General features: G+C 45.1%; 20 protein-coding genes, 1 riboswitch and 2 other annotated features (1 of these 23 only partly in view). Of the genes, 13 read left to right on the top strand and 7 right to left on the bottom strand.

What is annotated here, in order from left to right; genetic code table 11:
* Window positions 1-4: 4 nt before the first annotated feature.
* From BUB66_RS08035 to BUB66_RS08025, 3 genes are all read right to left on the bottom strand, one after another.
* The gene (locus BUB66_RS08035) at window positions 5-745 is read right to left on the bottom strand and encodes an AIR synthase related protein (RefSeq protein WP_073257349.1); all 741 of its coding nucleotides are present in this window, start codon (window positions 743-745) and stop codon (window positions 5-7) included.
* Window positions 729-1,229 carry an ECF transporter S component gene (locus tag BUB66_RS08030; RefSeq protein WP_073257346.1) on the bottom strand — a complete coding sequence of 167 codons (501 nt, stop codon included), beginning with the start codon at window positions 1,227-1,229 and terminating at the stop codon, window positions 729-731. Before BUB66_RS08030 ends, BUB66_RS08035 begins: the two co-directional genes overlap by 17 nt.
* A 94-nt stretch (window positions 1,230-1,323) precedes the next feature.
* A riboswitch (cobalamin riboswitch) is annotated at window positions 1,324-1,498 on the bottom strand.
* A gap of 45 nt (window positions 1,499-1,543) precedes the next feature.
* Window positions 1,544-2,020: a Spy/CpxP family protein refolding chaperone gene (locus BUB66_RS08025; RefSeq protein WP_073257342.1), complete on the bottom strand. Its 477-nt coding sequence runs from the start codon at window positions 2,018-2,020 to the stop codon at window positions 1,544-1,546.
* 232 nt (window positions 2,021-2,252) lie between these two features.
* On the opposite strand from BUB66_RS08025, the gene BUB66_RS08020 reads away from it, so the two are divergent.
* The gene (locus tag BUB66_RS08020; RefSeq protein ID WP_073257339.1) at window positions 2,253-3,566 is read left to right on the top strand and encodes a cyclic 2,3-diphosphoglycerate synthase; all 1,314 of its coding nucleotides are present in this window, start codon (window positions 2,253-2,255) and stop codon (window positions 3,564-3,566) included.
* A 52-nt stretch (window positions 3,567-3,618) separates the two neighbouring features.
* Here BUB66_RS08020 and BUB66_RS08015 read toward each other — a convergent pair whose 3' ends face one another.
* Window positions 3,619-5,049: a sigma-54 interaction domain-containing protein gene (locus BUB66_RS08015; RefSeq protein WP_244269803.1), complete on the bottom strand. Its 1,431-nt coding sequence runs from the start codon at window positions 5,047-5,049 to the stop codon at window positions 3,619-3,621.
* 114 nt (window positions 5,050-5,163) lie between these two features.
* Between BUB66_RS08015 and BUB66_RS08010 the strand changes: the two genes are divergently transcribed.
* Window positions 5,164-6,813: a M20/M25/M40 family metallo-hydrolase gene (locus BUB66_RS08010; protein ID WP_073257333.1), complete on the top strand. Its 1,650-nt coding sequence runs from the start codon at window positions 5,164-5,166 to the stop codon at window positions 6,811-6,813.
* Between the two features lie 107 nt (window positions 6,814-6,920).
* On the opposite strand, the gene BUB66_RS08005 is transcribed toward BUB66_RS08010, so the two are convergent.
* Both BUB66_RS08005 and BUB66_RS08000 read right to left on the bottom strand, forming a co-directional pair.
* A complete protein-coding gene (locus tag BUB66_RS08005) occupies window positions 6,921-7,412 on the bottom strand; it encodes an ECF transporter S component (RefSeq protein ID WP_073257330.1) in 492 nt (163 codons plus the stop codon).
* A gap of 137 nt (window positions 7,413-7,549) precedes the next feature.
* Window positions 7,550-8,059 (bottom strand): transcription repressor NadR, encoded by a 510-nt coding sequence (locus BUB66_RS08000; RefSeq protein ID WP_073257327.1) that lies wholly within the window; start codon window positions 8,057-8,059, stop codon window positions 7,550-7,552.
* A 157-nt stretch (window positions 8,060-8,216) separates the two neighbouring features.
* On the opposite strand from BUB66_RS08000, the gene BUB66_RS07995 reads away from it, so the two are divergent.
* The 7 genes from BUB66_RS07995 (at window position 8,217) to BUB66_RS07965 (ending at window position 13,489) form a co-directional block, all read left to right on the top strand.
* Complete coding sequence (locus BUB66_RS07995; RefSeq protein ID WP_073257324.1) at window positions 8,217-8,645, top strand: hypothetical protein; 429 nt, start codon at window positions 8,217-8,219, stop codon at window positions 8,643-8,645.
* Between the two features lie 158 nt (window positions 8,646-8,803).
* On the top strand, window positions 8,804-10,894 hold the full coding sequence (locus BUB66_RS07990) for a ribonucleoside triphosphate reductase (protein WP_073257321.1): 2,091 nt from the start codon (window positions 8,804-8,806) through the stop codon (window positions 10,892-10,894).
* Entirely contained in the window at window positions 10,878-11,573 is a 696-nt protein-coding gene (locus BUB66_RS07985) for an anaerobic ribonucleoside-triphosphate reductase activating protein (RefSeq protein ID WP_073257318.1), read from the top strand. The genes BUB66_RS07990 and BUB66_RS07985 overlap by 17 nt, the downstream gene beginning before the upstream one ends.
* A 12-nt stretch (window positions 11,574-11,585) precedes the next feature.
* Window positions 11,586-11,828, top strand: a complete 243-nt coding sequence (locus BUB66_RS07980; RefSeq protein ID WP_073257315.1) for a YkoF family thiamine/hydroxymethylpyrimidine-binding protein — start codon at window positions 11,586-11,588, stop codon at window positions 11,826-11,828.
* Window positions 11,829-12,049: 221 nt separating this feature from the next.
* Window positions 12,050-12,454: a PadR family transcriptional regulator gene (locus BUB66_RS07975; RefSeq protein ID WP_073257313.1), complete on the top strand. Its 405-nt coding sequence runs from the start codon at window positions 12,050-12,052 to the stop codon at window positions 12,452-12,454.
* Window positions 12,455-12,479: 25 nt separating this feature from the next.
* Complete coding sequence (locus tag BUB66_RS07970; protein WP_073257311.1) at window positions 12,480-12,959, top strand: permease; 480 nt, start codon at window positions 12,480-12,482, stop codon at window positions 12,957-12,959.
* Window positions 12,956-13,489, top strand: a complete 534-nt coding sequence (locus BUB66_RS07965) for a permease (protein ID WP_073257309.1) — start codon at window positions 12,956-12,958, stop codon at window positions 13,487-13,489. The genes BUB66_RS07970 and BUB66_RS07965 overlap by 4 nt, the downstream gene beginning before the upstream one ends.
* Before the next feature lie 6 nt (window positions 13,490-13,495).
* Here the strand turns inward: BUB66_RS07965 and ilvD are convergent, their stop codons facing one another.
* Entirely contained in the window at window positions 13,496-15,160 is a 1,665-nt protein-coding gene (gene ilvD, locus BUB66_RS07960) for a dihydroxy-acid dehydratase (RefSeq protein ID WP_073257307.1), read from the bottom strand.
* A gap of 182 nt (window positions 15,161-15,342) precedes the next feature.
* Window positions 15,343-15,558: a binding site (T-box leader), on the top strand.
* Window positions 15,559-15,609: 51 nt separating this feature from the next.
* Between ilvD and ilvB the strand changes: the two genes are divergently transcribed.
* The 4 genes from ilvB to BUB66_RS07940 are packed head-to-tail and all read left to right on the top strand — an operon-like array spanning window position 15,610 to window position 20,348.
* A complete protein-coding gene (gene ilvB / locus BUB66_RS07955; protein ID WP_073257303.1) occupies window positions 15,610-17,277 on the top strand; it encodes a biosynthetic-type acetolactate synthase large subunit in 1,668 nt (555 codons plus the stop codon).
* The gene (gene ilvN / locus BUB66_RS07950) at window positions 17,249-17,749 is read left to right on the top strand and encodes an acetolactate synthase small subunit (RefSeq protein WP_073257300.1); all 501 of its coding nucleotides are present in this window, start codon (window positions 17,249-17,251) and stop codon (window positions 17,747-17,749) included. The genes ilvB and ilvN overlap by 29 nt, the downstream gene beginning before the upstream one ends.
* Window positions 17,750-17,809: 60 nt before the next feature.
* A complete protein-coding gene (ilvC, locus tag BUB66_RS07945; protein ID WP_073257297.1) occupies window positions 17,810-18,802 on the top strand; it encodes a ketol-acid reductoisomerase in 993 nt (330 codons plus the stop codon).
* A gap of 19 nt (window positions 18,803-18,821) precedes the next feature.
* Window positions 18,822-20,348, top strand: coding sequence for a 2-isopropylmalate synthase (locus BUB66_RS07940; RefSeq protein WP_073257294.1), 1,527 nt, complete (start codon window positions 18,822-18,824; stop codon window positions 20,346-20,348).
* Window positions 20,349-20,398: 50 nt separating this feature from the next.
* Window positions 20,399-20,597 (top strand) — a binding site (T-box leader) (it continues 65 nt past the right edge of the window).

Genomic DNA, 20,597 nt, shown 5'->3' with positions numbered 1-20,597 from the left:
ATAATCACAAGAGGGTCCCCAACCGGAAAACCGGTCTGAGACCCTTTAATTCAAGGGTTTCAGGCGCGGTAAAAACGACGCAGGTAGCAGGTCCAGCGGATTTTTTAATATCTACGGACAATAACCTTTCCCACTGCACTGAAAAACCTGATACTTTGGCGAGGTGTTCTACCTCGCCTTTTATTCCTCTTGAACCTACCGGAATAATATCGTGCACATCAGTTATGGCTAAAAGCCGTTTTACAGCCAAGGCATCGGCGATGTCGGGGTCTTCGAGGGATACTTCATTTCCAACTTTGGGAACGCCAAGACAGTAAATTATATCTCCGGACTTTGTTTTACCCATGCGTATTTCATCGATGCTTGCGATTCCGATTGTTGTAACTCCAAGTGCTGTCTGGCATGTTGGAATATTTTTCTCGGTGCTCACGGCATAGGGGACGCCATCAAGCCCGCAGGCGGAAAGCTCATCTTTGATTCCCCTAAGAAGACCTTCTCCCGTGGGGGACGGTTCGCACGAAATGGTAGCCGTCAATGTCAGAGGCTTTGCACCTATCGCAAAAAGTTCCATCAAGGTCACCCGACATGTAAATCTTCCGGTGATGTAAGGGGAAACCTTCACAAGGTCATGTTCCTTTTCCCCTATACCTCCGGCTGAGTCGCAAGCCACCGCAAGAAAATTTCCCCCGACAATCCTTATCAGCACCACATCTCTATTCGGCAAAGCTTCATTTTTTATCCACATAACTTTCCCCCTTTGTCCTTCTTATAAGCGAATAAACGAGGGCGGCCAGCGACAGATTTAAAGCCGATGCCACCGTGAGCGGGACTACAATTGCCGTAAAAAAGCCACTGCCAAAACCGGGAAAGAGCAGCAGGCTCGCCGGCGCTAATACGCCGTTTAGCAGTGTTGTCGTTATTATCGCCAAAGTTAAATTCCTTTTACCTATAATGGCAAATACCGCTGCAAAAAATGCCATTTCGATAGCTATTAGAAGGTGGATCGGGGCCGAGAGAGGAAAGCCTGCATTCATGCTGGTGAAGATGTGCCCTAATGAAGAGGTGAGGGCGCCGTAAGAGGGGCCCAGAAACAATGCTGCCATGTACCCCGGGGCTGAATCAAAGGCCACGGTTCCCGTTGGGCTTGGCAATTTTATGCCTGCACCTATGAAGCTCAGGGCTACAAAAATGGCACTAAGGGTGAGAGCTCTTGTCTTTTGGTTTACCATAAGGCTAATACCTCCTGCTTAAAAATTATTATAATAAACGAAAAAAGCCCACAGTCTAATTGCAAATTAGACCGTGGACTTTGCCATCATCCCCGGACATCTACCTTCCAAGGCAGGTCTCCTGGCTCCGGTTCATCGCCGCCTTAAGCCTTCCCAGTTTCCCAGTGGCCTTTTTAAGGGGCTTCCCGTTACAGTGGCGGGTCCGCGCCGGACTTTCACCGGACTTCCCTATTCTCCCCAAAAGGGGCACCTTGAAGGCGCATATTTCTAGTTTCACAACAATTATAAATCTTGCGAAGGTAACTTGTCAAGTATTATATTCCGGGGCCAAAAACCCTTCCCATCGTGCCAAAACCGTGGCAGAAACCGGGTCCCATTCCAAACCCGAGTCCCCAAAATCCTCTAAGCTGCGAAAGCTGTTCTTCAGTAAGAAGGCCTTTAATTTTTTCGTAATATTCCCATTTCAGGTCAAACATTTTATTTCTGAGGTCGCTTAATTCCTTTAGCTTCTCGTCGATGGCTTTCTGGTCGGGGTTTTTTGATAAGTATAGGTCATGCAGCTCAAGTCTGATTTTTGCCATGTCACTCCTAAATTGAGTCATTTTTTGGAAGAATTCTGCCTGTATATCCCTGAGTTTGCTGTACTGTTCATCAGTCAAATTGAGCTTAGATTGCAGTCCAAAATTACTGCCTGAGCTTGGAAAAACACCAGGCACTGCCGCTATGGCCACTGCAGCGGTTCCCAGTATCAATACCGCTGCTATTCCAAAGGCCAGGATTTTCTTTGTCATGTTATCCCTCCCTTAATAGGTTAAATGCCTTTCAAAGTCTATTATAGCCTTAAAATGTGAGGGATTTTTGAGGAGAAAATGAAGAAATTCTGATTGTGCAAAAATAAATAATCTGGGGCAAAAAATTTTTGCAGTGATCATAATAGATATGGCTTTGAAATTGGTAATTCTGTAATGGCATGAGTTTTGCTTTTATAGGTTGTGGGAAAAATAAGAGGGGAGGGTTTTTACAATGAGACGAATGAGGACCATAATAATGGGAGCTGCGGGAAGAGACTTTCATGTTTTTAACGCTTATTTTAGAGACAACGATTTATATGAAGTCGTGGCCTTCACGGCAACCCAGATACCAAATATTGAAGAAAGAAAATATCCTCCTATACTTGCAGGAAATCTTTACCCCAATGGCATACCTATTTACCCCGAAAGCGAACTAGAAACGCTAATAAGAGAACAAAAAGTCGACCAGGTTGTCTTTGCATACAGCGATGTTTCTCATGAAGAAGTGATGCACAAGGCATCGAGGGTTCTAAGCTCAGGTGCTGATTTCAGACTCATGGGTCCGAAGAGCACCATGATAAAGTCAACAAAACCTGTGGTTTCTGTGGGTGCTGTAAGGACGGGAGTTGGAAAAAGTCAGACCACCAGAAGGGTTTGCGAAATTTTGAAGGACATGGGTAAAAAAGTTGTGGCAATAAGGCATCCTATGCCATACGGGGACCTGTCGAAACAGATATGCCAGAGGTTCGCGACTTATGAAGACCTGGACCGACATAAATGTACAATCGAAGAAAGAGAAGAATATGAGCCTCACATCGATATGGGAATAGTGGTGTATGCAGGGGTGGACTACGGAGTGATCCTAAAAGAGGCTGAAAAGGAAGCCGATGTGATAGTATGGGACGGCGGAAACAACGACTTCCCATTTTACCATACCGATATGCATATCGTGCTGGTTGACCCGCACAGGCCGGGTCATGAGGTAAAATACCACCCGGGTGAGACCAACCTTAGAATGGCGGATGTGGTGGTGATAAACAAGATTGATACCGCTTCTCCAGAAGGGATCGATGCTGTGCGAAGAAGCATCGAAGAGGTTAACCCTAAGGCCCAGGTGGTAGAAGCTGCATCGCCCATATTTGTCGACGACCCGGCTAAGATAAAGGGCAGGAAGGTACTTGTAGTTGAAGATGGACCTACGCTCACACATGGCGAAATGACTTATGGTGCAGGATATGTGGCAGCCAAAAAGTTCGGTGCTTCTTGCATAATCGACCCGAGGCCGTACGCCGTGGGTAGTATAAAGGAAACTTACGCCAAATACACCCACCTTTCTGTAATCCTACCTGCCATGGGCTACGGTGAGACTCAGATTAAAGAGCTTGAGGAAACCATCAACAGGACTGAATGCGATGCAGTAGTGGTGGGTACACCTATTGACTTGGGGAGGATTATGAAAATTGACAAACCTGCGGTGAGGGTTAGGTACAGGCTACAAGAAATAGGCTCCCCGACATTGGAAGATGTACTTCAGAAGTTCAGATAATAAAAAAGGGCTGTTCTCTGCGGACAGCCCTTTTTGGCAAATTAAAATCGAGTTAACTGAAGAGCTCCTTGTCGATGCCGAACTTTCTCAGGCGATACTGAAGGGCTTGCCTTTTGATACCTAACAGTTGGGCAGCTTTTGTTATGTTTCCATTGGTGCTTTTTAGAGCATTTATTATAAGTTCCCTTTCATATTCATCCACCCGGGATTTAACAGTAGAAGATCGTCCGGCCCTATGTTCAACGTAGTTTTTGAAACTTCCAAAGCTCAAATATTTAAGGTCCGAAAGGGAAATATATCCTTCGTCTACATAATTCATGACGCCCTCTATAACGTGTTCTAACTCTCTTACGTTACCAGGCCAGGAATATTCTTTAAAAAGGTTTAGCACCTGACGATCTATGCCCTTTACGTTCTTTTTGAATTTTTGGTTGTATTTTTCGATAAAATGTATAACCAGATCCTCGATGTCTTCCAGCCGGTCCCTGAGTGGGGGAATTTCGACATAAATGACGCTCAGCCGGTAAAAAAGGTCATTTCTCAATCGGCCACTTTTAATCAATTCGACAGGGTGTTCGTTAGTTGTGGCTATTATCCTTACATCTACGGGGATATCACAAGTTGCCCCTATACGCCGCACGACCCCTTCCTGGAGCACCCTCAGCAGCTTGCTTTGCAGAGAAAGTCCCATGCAGTTGATTTCATCGAGGAGAAGCGTGCCTCCGTCGGCCTGCTCGAAAAGACCAGGTCTATCTTCGGCGCCGGTAAAGCTGCCTTTGGTGGTACCAAAGAGCAACGACTCTAGCAAAGTTTCGGGGAGAGCTGCGCAGTTTTGGGCGATGAAAGGTTTGTTACGGCGGGGGCTTTCAGAATGGATGCTCTGGGCGAAAAGTTCCTTGCCGGTTCCGGTCTCACCGTAGATCAGCACCGAAGAAGTGGTGCCGGCGACTTTTTTAAGAAGACACACAAGTTCCCGGATTTTTTGGCTCTTCCCTATTATACTGTCGAAAGTGTATCTCAAGCCGATGTTGACTGTGCGAATTTTTCTTCCTATGAGTTTCTGCTGTAGTTCCAGTACCTTCTGGGAAAGTTCATATAATTCCGATACATCTCTGGAAATCTCCAGGGCCCCTAGCACTTGGCCGTCTTCAACTATAGGGATGGTGGAATTTACAGTTCTTATCTCTTTCCCCTTATAGTTCAGATAAGCTTGATACCTGTTAAATATGGGCTTTGCACTTTTTATAACCTGATAAATTGTGCTCTCCTCAGGGGTAAGCGATGGAAAGACCTCGAGGAGCTTCTTGCCTATTACGCTGTTGGACTCCAGCCCTTCGATACGACTTAGCGTCTTGTTGTAAAAAAGTATGTTATAATCCCTATCGACGATGATGATGCCTTCGTCTAATGCGTTAAAAATTTTATTTACCGTTTCATAAGAGAGAATTTTTTTAAGGCGCTCCTCTTGCTTTTCCATTTCCATCACCCAATTATTGTTTTTCTACACGGGTCTTGATATTCCTGCAGGGAATTTTAAAAGAGGCGTCGAAATTGTTAAAGTCGGTTTCGATAGATTTCTAGTTAGCAGGAGGGTGTTATGTTGGAAAAAGAATTTATTTTAAATTTAGCTTTACAACTGACTAGAATAAAAAGCGTGGTTGAAAGCGAAGGTGAAATCGAAATAGCAAGGTGGATTTACGATTTTTTCAAAACGCTGGATTACTACAAAGAACACCCTAATTACCTTTTGCTTTCTGACCTAAAAGGTGACGTTTTGAACAGGAAAAACGTTTTAGCCTTGTTGAAGGGGCAAAAGGGAAATTCAAGGAAAACCGTTGTTTTAATAGGACATATAGACACCGTGGGTATAGAAGATTATGGAAATATAAAAGAATATGCTACTTACCCGGAAAAGCTAAAAGACATCTTACGAACTAAAGAGCTCGACGAAGATACGTCAAAAGACTTGGAAAGCGGCGAGTGGCTGTTCGGCCGGGGAATATTCGATATGAAATCCGGCGTTGCTATTAACATGGCTTTACTAAAACATCTTTCAGAAAAAGTAAGCGAGATGCAGGGGAATATTCTTTTCCTTGCAGTGCCGGACGAAGAGGGAAATTCCAAAGGTATGCTTTCAGCGACAGAAGACCTGGTGCGCCTTGCAGAAACTTACAATTTAGAATACGTAGCGGCTATAGATACCGATTATATGGCCCCCCGTTTTCCCGGCGATGATAAGAAATACATCTATATAGGGACGGTAGGGAAGATACTTTCCTGCTTTTACATCTACGGCAAGGAGACCCACGTGGGGCAAGCTTTCGAGGGTTTGGACGCAAACCTCCTGGCTTCGGAAATTTTAAAGGAGGTGGATCTAGCTTTTGACCTGTGCGATTTGGTAGAGGGCGAGGCGTCAACACCTCCCATAAGCCTCGGGCAGAGGGATTTAAAGTCCGAGTATTCCGTTCAAACCGTAAACGAAGCATACCTCTACTTCAATTACTCGACCCATAGCAGCAAGCCCAATGAGATTCTAGAAAAACTTAAAGTCAAGGCACAAAAGGCCTTCAAAAACGTATTAAAAAAACTCAACGACGATTATGCGCGCTATTGTCAGGCCTCCGGCATTCCCTGTAAAAAGTTGCCTTGGAAACCCCAGGTATTGACGTTTAAAGAACTTTACGATGAGGTTAAAAAGGAGACAGATGGGAAAATTATGGAGCACTTAAGGAATTTTAAAGATAAACTTATGGAGCAAAAACTCGATGATCGAATTTACTGTCTCCAGATAGTGAGGGAACTTACTAGGCAATGGTCTAACAAGAATCCTGCTGTGGTCCTGTTTTTTGCTCCGCCGTATTACCCCCATATATACGTAAAAGGCCAGAAAGAGAAAGAAAAAAATCTAATCATGGCGGTAAATTCGGCAGTTGCCGAAGTAGCAGCCCGCGTTCCGTATAAATTCGAAATAAAAAAATTTTATCCCTACATTTCGGACCTGAGCTACTTTTCGATACCCGAAGAAAGAGCCGTGGAGGCACTGACAGATAACATGCCGGGATGGGGCGAGATCTATTCGCTCCCCGTCGAATGCATAAGGAAATTAGATGTTCCGGTTGTAAACATAGGTCCTTACGGAAAAGATGCCCACAAGTTTACGGAGAGGGTTAATATCCCCTATTCTTTTGAAGTAGTGCCAGAAATTGTGGAAAAGACTGTAAGATTGTTGCTGGAGGGAGAAAAGTGATTCCTCTGGAAAACGCCCGGGTTTTTGCGCCGGAAGATATGGGGATTTGCGATGTGCTGATAGAAGCTTGAAAAATAAAAAATTGAGCCTGCATTTTCGATGCAGGCTCAATTTTTTATTTTAATCATAATGCCAGATAGCACAGTCCGTGCTAAAATCACAGAAATAATGCTATCCGCGAAGTGATGGAGGAGAGTCCCGATTCCTACTAGAACCAGTGCTGTATATAAAGGAAAACCAAAAGGCAGTACTACAAGGGATTCTCCAAGGGCGTGAAGTGGGGCTGTAAGCAAAAGCGCTTTTTCAAAAGTATAACCCTTATCTATTAACTTCGCTCCCACATAACCGAATATTACATGGATGAAGGCTCTAGCAGCAATTACCGGTCCTAGCATGACCAAAAATCCGATCGTAGAACCGAGCCCAACCATAACAGCCACAAGCGGGCTTACCAAAAAGGCGAGCATGACGGGAACGTGGGAAGCTAAAGTGGCTGAAAATGGGGGGATGTATATTCGAAGATAGCCGCCGAAGTATATCGGTATTACAAGGGCAAGTGAAGTGAGGAGCGCTCCAATGACAAGATTTTTTGACTTCATAAAATTCCCCCTTTAAGGCATTTTTAAGTATATTCTAATGTATATACACATATATGTCAAGTGATTTTAAACATTTTCTGAAGGAGGGAAAAAATAAAAAAGAAAGCCTAATAAATTCCGGCTTTCAGTTTTGATGTTCAACTGAGCAGTATTCCTCTTTTCTTCAAAGCCTCGCAGGCCTTTTTTATGGAATCCTCGTTTATCGCCTGGACGGTATGAAGGTGAACTCCCTGGGTCAGCTCGGAAAGGAGAGAAGCATTGTTTTCGGACATTTTTTTAATGAACTCTTCCACGTCTCTGGAATTGTTGAGCATCAGCATTCCGTGTATTTCGCCATAGATTGGATGTTCGACTATTACGTCGAGAACCCTGCAGCCCGATTCAACGAAAATCATGAGTTCATCTCTTGTCTCTTTTCTGCCGTGGCGACATGCAACTTTTTTCGTGACCAAATCTAAAGGTTCCATAATCGCGTACCCTTGAGACGTAGCTAGAATCTCCTTTCCTGCGGCCCGAAGGATTGCAATGTCCTGGACGATAATCTGGCGGGTGACGTTAAACATTTTGGCAAGTTCGCTGCCGGATATGGGCTTTTTCGAGGATTTTAATACTTCGACAATTTTTTCCCGTCTTTCTTCGGCGTTCATTCGTTTCACCTCAATTTTTAGGCTGAATAAATTATATCAGATTTAAGCTTCAGATGAAATTAATTGTCCATTTTCGCATTTTACGATTTTTTACCGACCTTGTTTTGAAAAAAAATATGGGATATAATGAGGTTACGAAAATCGGAGGGATGTTTTTATGAAGGTTGGAAAAACCCTTGTGATTTTGTTGGTGATCCTGGCTGTGGCTTTTTTCTTTATAAAGGGAAGGCAAAACGATAATAGGCAGGCGGCAGATAGGAAAGGTCCGATAATTGTTGAGCAAGAGCCTTCGAATAACGGTAAAAATAACGATGTGGAAAAGGAAGAAAACAAGGAACATAATGATGAAAAGGATGCACCCGTGGCATCGGAAAAGTTAACGGGCGAAGCGGTATACATAGGCCAGATTGATGTAAACTCCATAGAAGTTAAGGAAGGAGAAATTTACGAGGCTTACAGGCTTTCGCCGCAGATAAAGGAAGGTTTTGAGGAATTGAATTTGGAGGAAAACGACAGGATTGAATTTACTTTCCACTTTGATGAAAATGGTCAGAAGGTAATTACCGGGATAAAAAAGAAGCCCTAGCTTACCGCCAGCAGCTTTTTGGAAAGTCTAGGCTTAGATTCCCGGCGACTATAGTCTATTGCGCTTATTTTTTTGAACAATTTTTTGATGTAAAATAATATTCGGCTTTGAAGGAGTAAAGCGCCAGAATAATTTACTGGAAATTGGGGGTTTTCGAAATGTTGACACATATAATTAAAAGGGATGGAAGCATCCAGGAATTCGACAGGACCAAGATAGAAAATGCTATTTTTAAGGCAGCAAAGGCGGTAGGAGGAAGCGACAGGAACATTGCAAAGCGCCTAACCGATGAGGTTGTGAAAATTTTGGAAGAAATTTATGTCGATTCAGTTCCATCAGTAGAAAATGTGCAGGACGTTGTGGAGAAGGTGCTCATAGAAAACGGCCATGCAAGGACGGCAAAGGCCTACATCCTCTACCGCAAGCAGCACCAAGACATGAGGGAATTTCGAAAGGTATTTTTGGACATAGAGGAAACCGTCGACAATTACATAGGTAAAAACGACTGGAGAATAAAAGAAAACAGCAACATGGGATTTTCGCTCCAAGGGCTCAACAACCACATATCTAGCGCGGTTATTTCTAAATACTGGCTGAGCAAAATCTACCCTGAAGAGGTAAGAAATGCCCACCTGACTGGAGATTTTCACATCCACGATTTGGGACTCCTGTCGGTTTACTGCTGCGGCTGGGACCTTAGAGATTTACTTCTTTCCGGTTTTACCGGGGTAAAGGGGAAAGTGGCCAGCAAACCCCCGAAGCACTTCAGGTCAGCCTTAGGACAGATAGTAAACTTCTTTTATACCTTGCAGGGTGAAGCCGCAGGAGCCCAAGCCTTAAGCAATTTCGATACATATCTTGCGCCTTTCATATACTACGACGGCCTGAGCTACAGGGAAGTAAAGCAGGCCATGCAGGAATTCATATTTAATTTGAACGTGCCGACAAGGGTGGGTTTTCAGACGCCTTTCGTAAATATAACTTTAGACCTGGTGCCACCAGAAATTATTGCCAAAGAGCCTGCCATAGTCGGTGGAAAGTTAATGGATAAGACTTATAGAGAATTTCAAAAAGAAATGGATATGCTCAACATGGCTTTTGCAGAAGTGATGATGGAGGGAGACGCCAACGGCCGGATTTTTACCTTCCCCATACCCACTTACAACATAACGAAGGAGTTTGATTGGGATAGTCCCGTCGTCGATAAAATAATGGAGATGACGTCAAAATATGGACTTCCTTACTACTCAAATTTCATAAATAGCGATATGAAGCCTGAAGATGTAAGATCGATGTGCTGCCGGTTGAGGCTGGACAATAGGGAGCTCAGAAAGCGAGGCGGAGGGCTTTTCGGAGCAAATCCTCTCACGGGGTCCATAGGTGTCGTAACCATCAACATGCCCCGCATAGGTTACCTTTCAAAATCTGAAGACGAATTTTTCGAGAGGCTTTCCCGCCTTATGGATATAGCAAAAACCAGTCTGGAGATTAAGCGAAAGGTATTAGAGCGTATGACCAGAGAAGGGCTTTATCCTTATGCCAGATTCTACCTAAGGGACGTATACGACAGATTCGGTGCGTACTGGCAGAACCACTTTAACACCATCGGTCTTGTTGGAATGAACGAAGCACTGGAAAATTTCATGGGATGCGGCATCGAAGACCCGGAGGGGAGGAACTTTGCGCTGAAAGTTCTCGATTTTATGAGAGAAAGGCTCACGGAGTATCAAGAAGAGGCGGGGGAACTTTACAACCTGGAGGCAACTCCTGCGGAAGGCGCTTCTTACAGGCTTGCCAAAAAAGACAGGGAACTTTTCGGAGAAAAAATCATAACCTGCGGCAAAGACGAACCGTATTACACCAATTCTACCCAGCTTCCTGTAGATTTTACCGATGATATTTTTGCGGCTTTGGATCATCAGGAAGAGCTGCAGTGTAAGTACACCGGCGGCACAGTATTTCATATATTCCTGGGGGAAAAAATCGACAAGACCACCTGCAAGGCTTTGGTGAAAAAAATCGCTGAGAACTACCGGCTACCTTACTACACTTTGACTCCAACGTTTTCCGTTTGCGAAGACCACGGTTATATCACCGGGGAGCATTTTGAGTGCCCGTCCTGCGGCAAGGAATGCGAGGTATACAGCAGGATAGTGGGTTACTATAGGCCGGTGCAGTGCTGGAACAACGGCAAGAGAGCTGAATTTGCAGACAGAAGGGAATACAAGGTGTATGCCGTTAATATATGATTTCATGCCAGTATCCCTTTCAGATTACCCGGGTGTTGTGGCATGCACCGTATTTCTGCCCGGGTGCAATTTCAGGTGTCCCTACTGTCACAATGGCCCGCTGGTTAAGCAATGCATCGGAGGAAAAGTTTCTGAGAGCATTCTTTTTGAATATCTTGAAAAAAGGAGAAATCTCGTCGACGGAGTGTGCATAACCGGCGGCGAGCCCACTTTGTGGAGCGACTTGGGAGAATTTCTGAAAGAGTTAAAAAATAGGGGATTAAAAGTAAAGCTCGACACTAACGGCTCGCAGCCAGAAATTGTAAAAGAGCTTATTCAAAAAGGTCTTGTCGACTATGTGGCAGTTGATATAAAGGCTTCGCCGGAAAAGTATAGCCTCTTTACTAAGTACAAGGAGCACATTGAAGGGGTTTTAAAGACTGTGGAGCTTGTCAAAACTTCTTCGGTGGATTACGAATTTAGGACGACCGTCCACGAAAGAATCCTTTCGTTAGAAGATATAAAAGCTATTGCACGCTGGCTCTCAGGGGCAAAGAGGTACGTGCTGCAAGGGTACAGGTACTCTGAAGGAGTGATTGACCCTGAATTTTGCGGTAAAAAACCGTGCGATAAAGCTTTTCTTGAGAGAGCAAAAGAGGAAATATCAGAGTATTTCGGTGAGATTGTTATCAGAAGTTAGGGGTGCATTAATGTGATTACGTGTCAGGTTTCCCTTTTACCTTTAGGGAGGGAAGATTACGAAAAAGTAGTGTTTAGAGTCCTTGACCAGCTCAAAGGTTTTAATGTTGAAATGGAGCTTACGCCTTTGAGCACTATAATCAGGGGTGAAGACGAAGAGGTATGGAAGGCGGTTCGGGCTCTCTTCGAAGAAGGACTAAAAGAGGGCGGCAAGGTCATATATACCATTACTATGACCAACCGGGGCGGGCGATGATAGTTGAGAATGGTCACCAAAAGCACGATATATGTAATAGGGAAATAATCCCCCCTTAAATGAACAATAGTGAGTTTTTGTGTATGCGCCCATTGAAGTCGGCAGTTGAAATAAAACTGCTTACTTCGATGGGATTTTTTATACTGGCAAAATTTCGATGTCTATGGTATAATAACATTAAACAGCTATATGCATATAACATATAAAGGAGGGAACAAAATATGTGCAACTGCCATAAAGCCCACCATTTTCGCTACTTAAAGGAAGGCTGTCCGGGCTTCAGAATGGAAAAATTCGTTCAGCCGTGCATGTTGCTTTTGCTTTACGAGAAACCCGCCCATGGCTATGAACTGATGGAAAGGCTCCAGCGGTGTGGTTTTTCAGGGAATGTTGATCCGGGAGTAGTGTACAGGAACCTGCGAAAGATGGAGGAAGAGGGGTGGGTCAAGTCGGAATGGGAAAGCAGCGAATCGGGGCCCGCAAGAAGGCGTTACATCATTACGCCTGAGGGGAAGGATGCCATTCACGGCTTTGCCATCCATGTCAGATATCAGATGGAGAGGTTAAAGGGTTTTCTCGATAAATACGAAAAAATTTTCGGAAACGGTGAGGGTAATGCTAACTGAAAGCGTAAAATAGGGGGAATTTAAAGTGTTTACGGCATCCATTTATGTAATTGCTATAATTGCCTTTCTCGTTTCACTAGCTAAAGATGTGAATAAAACCAGGGTGGCTCTCATCAAATCATGGAAGTCTTTCTCTAATATATTTCCGCCCTTGTTGACCGTTCTGTCTCTTGTGGGATTGGCATTGACAGTTTTAAATCCAGGTTTAATTTCAAAAATTATAGGAGCAGAAACCGGTATAAAGGGAATGATTATTACGTCCGTCATAGGAGCTATAACTTTAATCCCGGGTTTTGTGGCATTCCCCCTGGCTGCGTCGCTTTTGGAAAAAGGAGCCGGTATAATGCAGCTTGCTGTATTTATTTCGACACTTATGATGGTTGGGTTTGCGACACTCCCTCTTGAAATTAGCTATTTTGGCCGGAAGGTAGCCTTTTTGCGAAACGGCCTTGCTTTTATATTTTCATTTTTCGTAGCTTTTATCATAGGGATGGTGGTATCGTGAAAAACATAAGGGCTTATATTCTTTTTTTTACAGTAGCTGCTGTTGATTTCGCTATTGTTGTTTTCAATAGAGAGTTAGGCCTGAAAATAATTTCCAATACTTGGAATAATTTTCTCCAGATGACCGGCGTAATACCCCCCATATTCTTGCTCTTAGGACTATTGGATGCCTGGGTGCCCCGGGAGACGGTAGTAAAATTTATGGGGGAAAGGTCTGGCGCAAAAGGGGTGCTCCTCAGCATTTTTCTAGGGGCGGCTGCGGCAGGCCCCCTTTACGGAGCCTTTCCCGTTGCCGGCGTGATGATAAAAAAGGGTGTTAAGTTCTCAAATATACTTATATTTCTAGGAGCGTGGTCCACTTTGAAAATACCTATGTTTCTTTTTGAGGTATCTTCAATGGGTCATAAATTTGCTATAACCCGGTGGTTAGTCAACTTGTTCGGCATAATAACGATGGCATACCTAATAGAATTTCTCATGACCCGTAAGGAAATAGAGGAAATATATAAAAAACACGTAAGCGATTTTTAAACTTTTCTATTCCATTACGGCTCCTTTGCTTGCAGAACTTACTAGCCTTGCGTATCTTTCCAAATAATAACCTTTGGGTGCCTTTATAGGGGGCTTTTTCCACGAAGCGAGCCTTTCTTTTATCTCTTCGTCGCTCAATTTTAAATCGAGTTTCCTGGCAGGTATATCTATGCTTATAATATCCCCGTCGCGGACTGCAGCAATCGGACCTCCCTCCATAGCTTCGGGGGATACATGGCCTATAGAAGCACCCCTTGTACCTCCCGAAAACCTGCCGTCGGTTATGAGGGCCACTTCCCTGTCGAGTCCCATACCTGCAAGGGCAGCAGTTGGACTCAGCATTTCGCGCATACCGGGTCCTCCTTTTGGACCTTCGTACCTTATTACGACCACATCTCCTGGCTTTATCATGCCGCCTGTGATGGCCTTGAATGCGTCATCTTCCGAGTCAAACACCCTGGCTGGGCCTTCGTGTCGCATCATTTCAGGCGCCACCGCCGACTGCTTGACTACTGCACCCTCTGGGGCGAGATTTCCGTAAAGCACCGCGATTCCGCCTTCCGGAAGGTAGGGATTTTCAAGGGGCCTTATGACGTTAGAATCGAGCACCTTTGCGGATGATGCGATTTCCCCTATAGTCTTTTCGGATACTGTGATACATTCGGTGTTTAAAACTCCGAGTTCTAAGAGCCTATTTAATACTGCTGGGATCCCGCCTGCCTTATCGAGGTCTTCTAAGTGGTGCTCTCCTGCAGGGCTTAATTTGCATAGGTTCGGGACTTTTCTGGATATCCTATCAAAGGCGTCAAGTCGAAGGTTAACTTCAGCGGCGTGGGCTATAGCCATGAGGTGCAGAACCGTATTGCTCGAGCCGCCTATGGCCATATCAACTGCTATTGCATTTTCAAAAGCCTCTAAAGTTAAAATGTCTCGAGGTCTTATGTTATTCTTAACCATCTGCATGAGCTTTTTTCCTGCACGGTTTGCAAGCTGCAGGCGCCTTCCGGTCACGGCAGGAATGGTACCATTTCCTGGCAAAGCAATACCCAGGACTTCAGCCATGCAGTTCATCGTGTTTGCGGTGAAAAGCCCTGCGCAGGAGCCGCAACCCGGACATGCGTTGAGTTCTATTTCTTCAAGCTCTTCGAGGGTTATCTTTCCAGCAGCGTAAGAACCTACACCTTCAAAAGGTCCGGATATCAGGTCTATTACCTTTCCGTTATACCAGCCTGCCAGCATCGGACCCCCGCTCACGTAAACGGCAGGAATGTTCAAGCGTGCCGCAGCCATTAGCATCCCCGGCACGATCTTGTCGCAGTTACCTATGAGCAGCATTCCGTCGAATCCATGGGCCAACACCATGGCCTCGATGGAATCGGCGATTAGTTCCCTGGAAGCAAGTGGGTATTTCATGCCGAAGTGATTCATGGAAATTCCGTCGCAAATACCTATGACCGGGAATTCTATAGGAGTCCCGCCTTCTTCAAGAATACCCCTTTTTGCGGCGTAGGCTAATTGGTCAAGGTGATAATGCCCTGGAACTACCTCGTTGTGGGCATTTACTACGGCAATGAGTGGTCTTTGTAGTTCTTCAGGGGTATAGCCCATTGCATAAAACAGCGACCGATGCGGAGCCCTTTCGGGGCCTGATTTGACCCTATCGCTCAGCATTTTAAGTTCCTCCCTGCATAAGAATTTTAAAATCATTACGGAATAAGACATTTTTTGTTATTATATGAAACCGCAGTTAGCCTGTCAATAAAGGAATTTTATAAAAAACATCAAAAATTTCAAAAACCCTCTTGACAAAAGAGAATTTAAGATGTTAAAATATCGCTCAAAACATAAAATAGTCAATTGTGATGAAGGAGAGCAGGACGGCTGGCCGGTCAAAGAGAGCCGGGGAAGGTGAGAGCCGGTACCGAGCTGGCGTTCTTTCTCGCTCCTGAACAGCCCGGGTGAAAATTTAAAGTAGCCCGGAGCCGCTCTAGAGCGTTAAAAAATGAGGCCCGAAATAGAGAATTTCGGGTAAAGCAGGGTGGTAACGCGAGGAAGACCTCGCCCCTGATACGTTACGTATCGGGGGCGATTTTTTTTACCAAAAAAGGGGTGGGAAGATAATGCGGATTACAGGCGCTGAGGCATTAGTAAAGTGTTTGGAAGAAGAAAAAGTAGAAGTGGTCTTCGGTTATCCGGGAGGAGCGGTATTAGAAGTATACGATGCACTGTTTTATAACAAAAAAATTAAGCATGTGCTTACCCGTTCGGAACAGGCGGCAGCCCATGCGGCCAGCGGATATGCCAGGGTTTCGGGGAAAGTGGGGGTTTGTATTGCTACATCAGGGCCTGGTGCGACAAACTTGGTGACAGGCATAGCGACGGCCTATATGGACTCAATACCGATCGTCGCCATAACAGGACAGGTGCCACTAAGCCAGATAGGCGGCGACATGTTCCAGGAAGTGGATATAACGGGGGCTACTGCGCCTTTTACAAAACACAATTATCTTGTCAAAAATGCAAGCGATATACCAAGGATAGTTAAGGAGGCTTTCCACATAGCCTCCACAGGTCGGCCGGGGCCCGTTTTGATAGATCTGCCGAAAGATGTGGCAAGAGATAAAATAGACTTTGTTTACCCAAGGGAAGTGTTTTTAAAAGGGTATAAGCCTACGCTGCAAGGGCATCCGCTGCAAATTATAAAGGCTGCGGAGGCAATAAATAATGCAAAAAGGCCGGTAATTTTAGCCGGCGGTGGGGTGGTATCCTCCGGGGCTTATGAGGAGCTAAAAATTCTTTCCGAAACCGCCGATATTCCAGTAGCGGTTTCCTTGATGGGGATAAGTTCTTTTCCAGGGGAGCATTCTCTCTTTTTGGGGATGGCGGGTACCCACGGTATGCCCTGGGCCAACGAAGCCTTGAAAAAGGCCGATTTGATAGTTGCTTTAGGCTGTCGGTTTAACGACAGATTAACCGGTGGAGCAAGAGGATTCGATGAGAATGCGAAAATAATACACATTGATGTGGACCCGGCAGAGATAGGAAAGAATGTAAAAGTCGATATCCCAATCGTGGGAGACATAAAAAATGTCCTCTGCGAACTATTAAAGAGAATAGAAAAGCGGTCTAGAAAAGATTGGAAGGAATATTTGGAAGGTTTGAAAGGCAAGGAACTCGTAGAGGGGTGTAGCGATATTTCACCATTGGACATAATAGGGGAACTTTATGAACAAACGAAAGGTGATTTGATAATTACTACTGACGTGGGAGCTCATCAGATGTGGACGGCCAGGTACTATAAATTTAAGTACCCAAGGAGCTTCATAACATCCGGCGGGCTTGGCACCATGGGTTACGGCCTTCCGGCGGCCATAGGTGCTAAAATTGCAAACCCAAAAAAGCAGGTGATTCACATAACTGGGGACGGCAGTTTCCAGATGAATTTTGCGGAACTTGCGACGCTCAGGGAAAACGACCTTTCGGTGAAGATAATACTCTTCAACAACAGGGGCTTGGGGCTCGTAAAGGAACTGCAGGATATTCACTGCGGGGGAAGGTATAGCCAGGTACATTTCGGATTTCTTCCCGATTTTGTAAAGCTGTCCGAAAGTTACGGAATAAAAGCATTGAAAGTGGAAAGAAAAAATGCGCTTAAAAAAGCAATTTCGACGATGCTTCAAGAAGAGGGCAGTTTTCTCTTGGAATGCATATTGACGATGGAGGCGCGGGTAAAGAGTATGCTAAGAAAGGAGGAGGCTTATGAAAGCTACTTTGGCAGTATTAGTTGAAAATCATCCCGGGGTTCTTTCAAGAGTCGCAGGACTTTTTGCCCGGCGGGGCTTCAATATCGAAAGCCTCGCCGTTGGCCCGACAGACAATCCCGAGATTTCCAGGATGACGATTGTGGTGGATGGGGATGAGAGGATAATCGAGCAGATAAAAAAACAGCTTAACAAATTAATTGATGTGATAAAGGTGAGTTTTATAGAGCCCGAAAATTCCGTGAGCCGCGAACTTGTGATGATAAAGGTCAACACTGAACCTGAAAAAAGGTCAGAGATAATAGGTATAGCAGAGATTTTCAGGGCGAATATCATCGATGTCAGCAGGGATTCGATGATTATCGAACTTACAGGGGATAAGGATAAGGTCAATGCCATGGAGGAGATATTGAGGCCTTTCGGAATAAAGGAACTTGTCAGGACCGGGATAATAGCGATGAACAGAGGCAGTAAATGCATTGAATCCCCGGAGCAGTAAATGAGCGCCTGAAAAGGCGCAGAACATAAAAAATCATAAAAAATTTAGGAGGGAATATTCATGGCTAAGATTTATTACGACAGCGATGCAGATTTAAAGGTCCTTCAGGGCAAAAAGGTGGCGATAATAGGATACGGGAGTCAGGGGCACGCCCATGCTCTAAACCTAAAAGAAAGCGGCGTGGATGTGATTGTGGGATTGTATGAAGGAAGTAAGTCGTGGAACCAGGCAGAGCAAGCGGGACTTACAGTGAAAAATGTGGAAGAGGCGGCCAAGGAAGCTGATATCATTATGCTTCTCGTGCCTGACCATGTCCAGCCAAAGATTTACGAAAAGAGTATAAAGCCGGAGCTGAAGGAAGGCAAAGCATTAGCTTTTGCCCACGGCTTCAATATAAGGTTCAACCAGATTGAACCACCGGAATACGTGGATGTATTCATGGTAGCACCTAAAGGTCCAGGACACCTTGTGAGGAGGATGTACGAGCAAGGAGCTGGAGTTCCGGCGTTGATTGCGGTCTACCAGGATTACAGCGGAAAAGCGCTGGAAATAGGATTAGCTTACGCAAAAGGAATAGGTGCTACTAGGGCGGGTGTCATCGAAACTACCTTTGCAGAAGAAACGGAAACCGACCTTTTCGGTGAGCAATGCGTACTTTGCGGAGGGCTCACTGAACTCATCAAAGCCGGTTTCGAAACACTGGTGGAAGCAGGGTACCAACCTGAGATTGCATATTTTGAGTGCCTCAATGAGATGAAATTGATAGTGGACCTGATATACGAAGGCGGGATAAAATGGATGAGGTATTCTATCAGCGACACCGCCAAGTACGGCGACATTACGGTCGGAAAAAGAATAATAACGGAAGAAACAAGAAAGGAAATGAAAAAGGTTTTAGAGGAAATTGTCAGTGGCGAATTTGCAAAAAGGTGGATTTTAGAAAATCAGGCAGGAAGGCCGGTATACAAGACGCTCCTTTCGAAAGATGCTGAACATCCCATCGAAAAAGTGGGAGAAACCCTCCGCAGCATGATGCCTTGGTTGAAAAAATGAAAAATCTGGGGGTCTTATTATGACCAGGAGAATATGGATATTCGATACTACTCTGAGGGATGGAGAGCAAACCCCCGGCGTAGCATTAAATGCGAGGGAAAAACTGGAAATAGCGAAACAGCTTGCAAAAATGAAAGTGGATGTAATCGAAGCAGGGTTTCCGATAGCTTCAAAGGGAGATTTTGAAGCGGTAAAGACAGTCGCTGAAAACGTGAAGGGGCCTGTTATAGCGGCTCTAGCTAGAGCTAATCCCAAGGACATAGATACCGCTTGGGAAGCACTGAAAAACAGCGAAAATCCGAGGATACATACATTCATCGCTTCTTCCCCCATACACATGAAATACAAGCTCAAAATGACGCCTGAAGAGGTTTTGGAGGCTGCAGCCGAAGCTGTAAAAAGAGCCAAAAGCTTCACATCCGATGTGGAGTTTTCAGCAGAAGACGCAAGCAGGTCAGATCTGGAGTTCCTTTGCAGGCTTTTTTCCGTTGCCGTTAAAAACGGTGCAACGGTGATAAACATCCCCGATACAGTAGGTTATTCGACCCCTGAAGAATTCGGCGAACTGGTAAGGGTACTCAGGGAAAAAGTGCCTGAGCTGGACCGAGTGGTTGTTAGCGTCCACTGCCACAACGACCTGGGGATGGCAGTGGCCAATTCCCTCGCAGCGGTGAAAAACGGAGCGACTCAGGTGGAATGCGCGGTAAACGGCCTCGGAGAAAGGGCGGGAAATGCGGCTTTGGAAGAAATAGTAATGGCCCTTGTGACCAGGAAAGACGTCTACCAGGTGGATGTAGGAGTGGATACCAGGCAAATTTACCGCACAAGCAAGCTGGTGAGCTCGCTTACCGGGATCTTCATCCAGCCAAATAAAGCGATAGTAGGTGCAAACGCCTTTGCCCACGAGTCGGGTATTCACCAGCACGGCGTGCTCTCCGAAAGGTCCACTTACGAAATAATGACGCCGGAGTCCATAGGACTCCCATCCAACAGGATTGTCCTCGGAAAGCTATCCGGCAGACATGCGTTTATGCACAGGTTAAAGGAATTGGGATATGACCTTCCGGAGGAAGAGGCATTAAAGGCTTTTGAAAGATTTAAGGACCTTGCGGACAAGAAAAAGGAGGTTACCGATGAAGATATTGAGGCCATTCTTGGGGAACAGGTGGTCAATATTCCAAAAGTAATAGAGTTAGAATACTTTTTGGTTTCCTGCGGCAATCAATCCATAGCCACATCAACTGTGCGAGTGAAAAAGGAAGGTAAGGTTATAGAGGAAGCTTCAACTGGTGATGGGCCTATCGATGCCACTTACAAGGCAATAGACAGAGCTTGCGGCATAAATTGCAGACTTATGGATTATTCGATAAAAGCAGTATCGGGCGGAAAAGATGCCATGGGCGAAGTCGTAGTCAAAGTCGAAAGAAATGGAAAGATTTTTACAGGTCGTGGTCTCAGCACTGACATAATAGAAGCAAGTGCCCTTGCTTATGTAAACGCTTTGAATAAGAGTTTTGCGACGAATGGAGGGGTTATTTCAAATTAGCTTGCAAAATGAAGACTTTTGTTGTATAATCAAACACAATAATATTTTTATAAAAGGCGATGAAGAGGACAGTAGGTAACTTCCCAAGGTTACAGAGAGTCGGGCAAGGTGAGAGCCGATACCGAGGGATTTACCGAAAATCACCTCCGAGCTGCCGGGGTGAAGTTGAGTAGCTCCGGTCGGGCCCCTTTTTAGGGAATTGGCATCCGTTAAAGTGCCGGGTATCGGACTTTTTAAGTCCCGTACCTG

Source organism: Caldanaerovirga acetigignens, from assembly GCF_900142995.1.
GTDB lineage: Bacteria > Bacillota > Thermosediminibacteria > Thermosediminibacterales > Thermosediminibacteraceae > Fervidicola > Fervidicola acetigignens.
The sequence above is the reverse complement of the archived record's forward strand: the minus strand, read 5'-3'. Positions and strand labels throughout refer to the sequence as shown.

What these genes read in the sequence shown, in the direction of transcription:
- BUB66_RS08010 (WP_073257333.1), top strand. Translation starts at nt 5,164, where the DNA reads ATGTTGGAAAAAGAATTTATTTTAAATTTAGCTTTACAACTGACTAGA.
- ilvC (WP_073257297.1), top strand. Translation starts at nt 17,810, where the DNA reads ATGGCTAAGATTTATTACGACAGCGATGCAGATTTAAAGGTCCTTCAG.
- BUB66_RS07940 (WP_073257294.1), top strand. Translation starts at nt 18,822, where the DNA reads ATGACCAGGAGAATATGGATATTCGATACTACTCTGAGGGATGGAGAG.
- BUB66_RS08035 (WP_073257349.1), bottom strand. Translation starts at nt 745, where the DNA reads ATGTGGATAAAAAATGAAGCTTTGCCGAATAGAGATGTGGTGCTGATA.
- BUB66_RS08025 (WP_073257342.1), bottom strand. Translation starts at nt 2,020, where the DNA reads ATGACAAAGAAAATCCTGGCCTTTGGAATAGCAGCGGTATTGATACTG.
- BUB66_RS07995 (WP_073257324.1), top strand. Translation starts at nt 8,217, where the DNA reads ATGAAGGTTGGAAAAACCCTTGTGATTTTGTTGGTGATCCTGGCTGTG.
- BUB66_RS07975 (WP_073257313.1), top strand. Translation starts at nt 12,050, where the DNA reads ATGTGCAACTGCCATAAAGCCCACCATTTTCGCTACTTAAAGGAAGGC.
- BUB66_RS07985 (WP_073257318.1), top strand. Translation starts at nt 10,878, where the DNA reads ATGCCGTTAATATATGATTTCATGCCAGTATCCCTTTCAGATTACCCG.
- ilvN (WP_073257300.1), top strand. Translation starts at nt 17,249, where the DNA reads ATGAAAGCTACTTTGGCAGTATTAGTTGAAAATCATCCCGGGGTTCTT.
- ilvD (WP_073257307.1), bottom strand. Translation starts at nt 15,160, where the DNA reads ATGCTGAGCGATAGGGTCAAATCAGGCCCCGAAAGGGCTCCGCATCGG.
- BUB66_RS08005 (WP_073257330.1), bottom strand. Translation starts at nt 7,412, where the DNA reads ATGAAGTCAAAAAATCTTGTCATTGGAGCGCTCCTCACTTCACTTGCC.
- BUB66_RS07990 (WP_073257321.1), top strand. Translation starts at nt 8,804, where the DNA reads ATGTTGACACATATAATTAAAAGGGATGGAAGCATCCAGGAATTCGAC.
- BUB66_RS08030 (WP_073257346.1), bottom strand. Translation starts at nt 1,229, where the DNA reads ATGGTAAACCAAAAGACAAGAGCTCTCACCCTTAGTGCCATTTTTGTA.
- BUB66_RS08000 (WP_073257327.1), bottom strand. Translation starts at nt 8,059, where the DNA reads ATGAACGCCGAAGAAAGACGGGAAAAAATTGTCGAAGTATTAAAATCC.
- BUB66_RS08020 (WP_073257339.1), top strand. Translation starts at nt 2,253, where the DNA reads ATGAGACGAATGAGGACCATAATAATGGGAGCTGCGGGAAGAGACTTT.
- BUB66_RS08015 (WP_244269803.1), bottom strand. Translation starts at nt 5,049, where the DNA reads ATGGAAATGGAAAAGCAAGAGGAGCGCCTTAAAAAAATTCTCTCTTAT.
- ilvB (WP_073257303.1), top strand. Translation starts at nt 15,610, where the DNA reads ATGCGGATTACAGGCGCTGAGGCATTAGTAAAGTGTTTGGAAGAAGAA.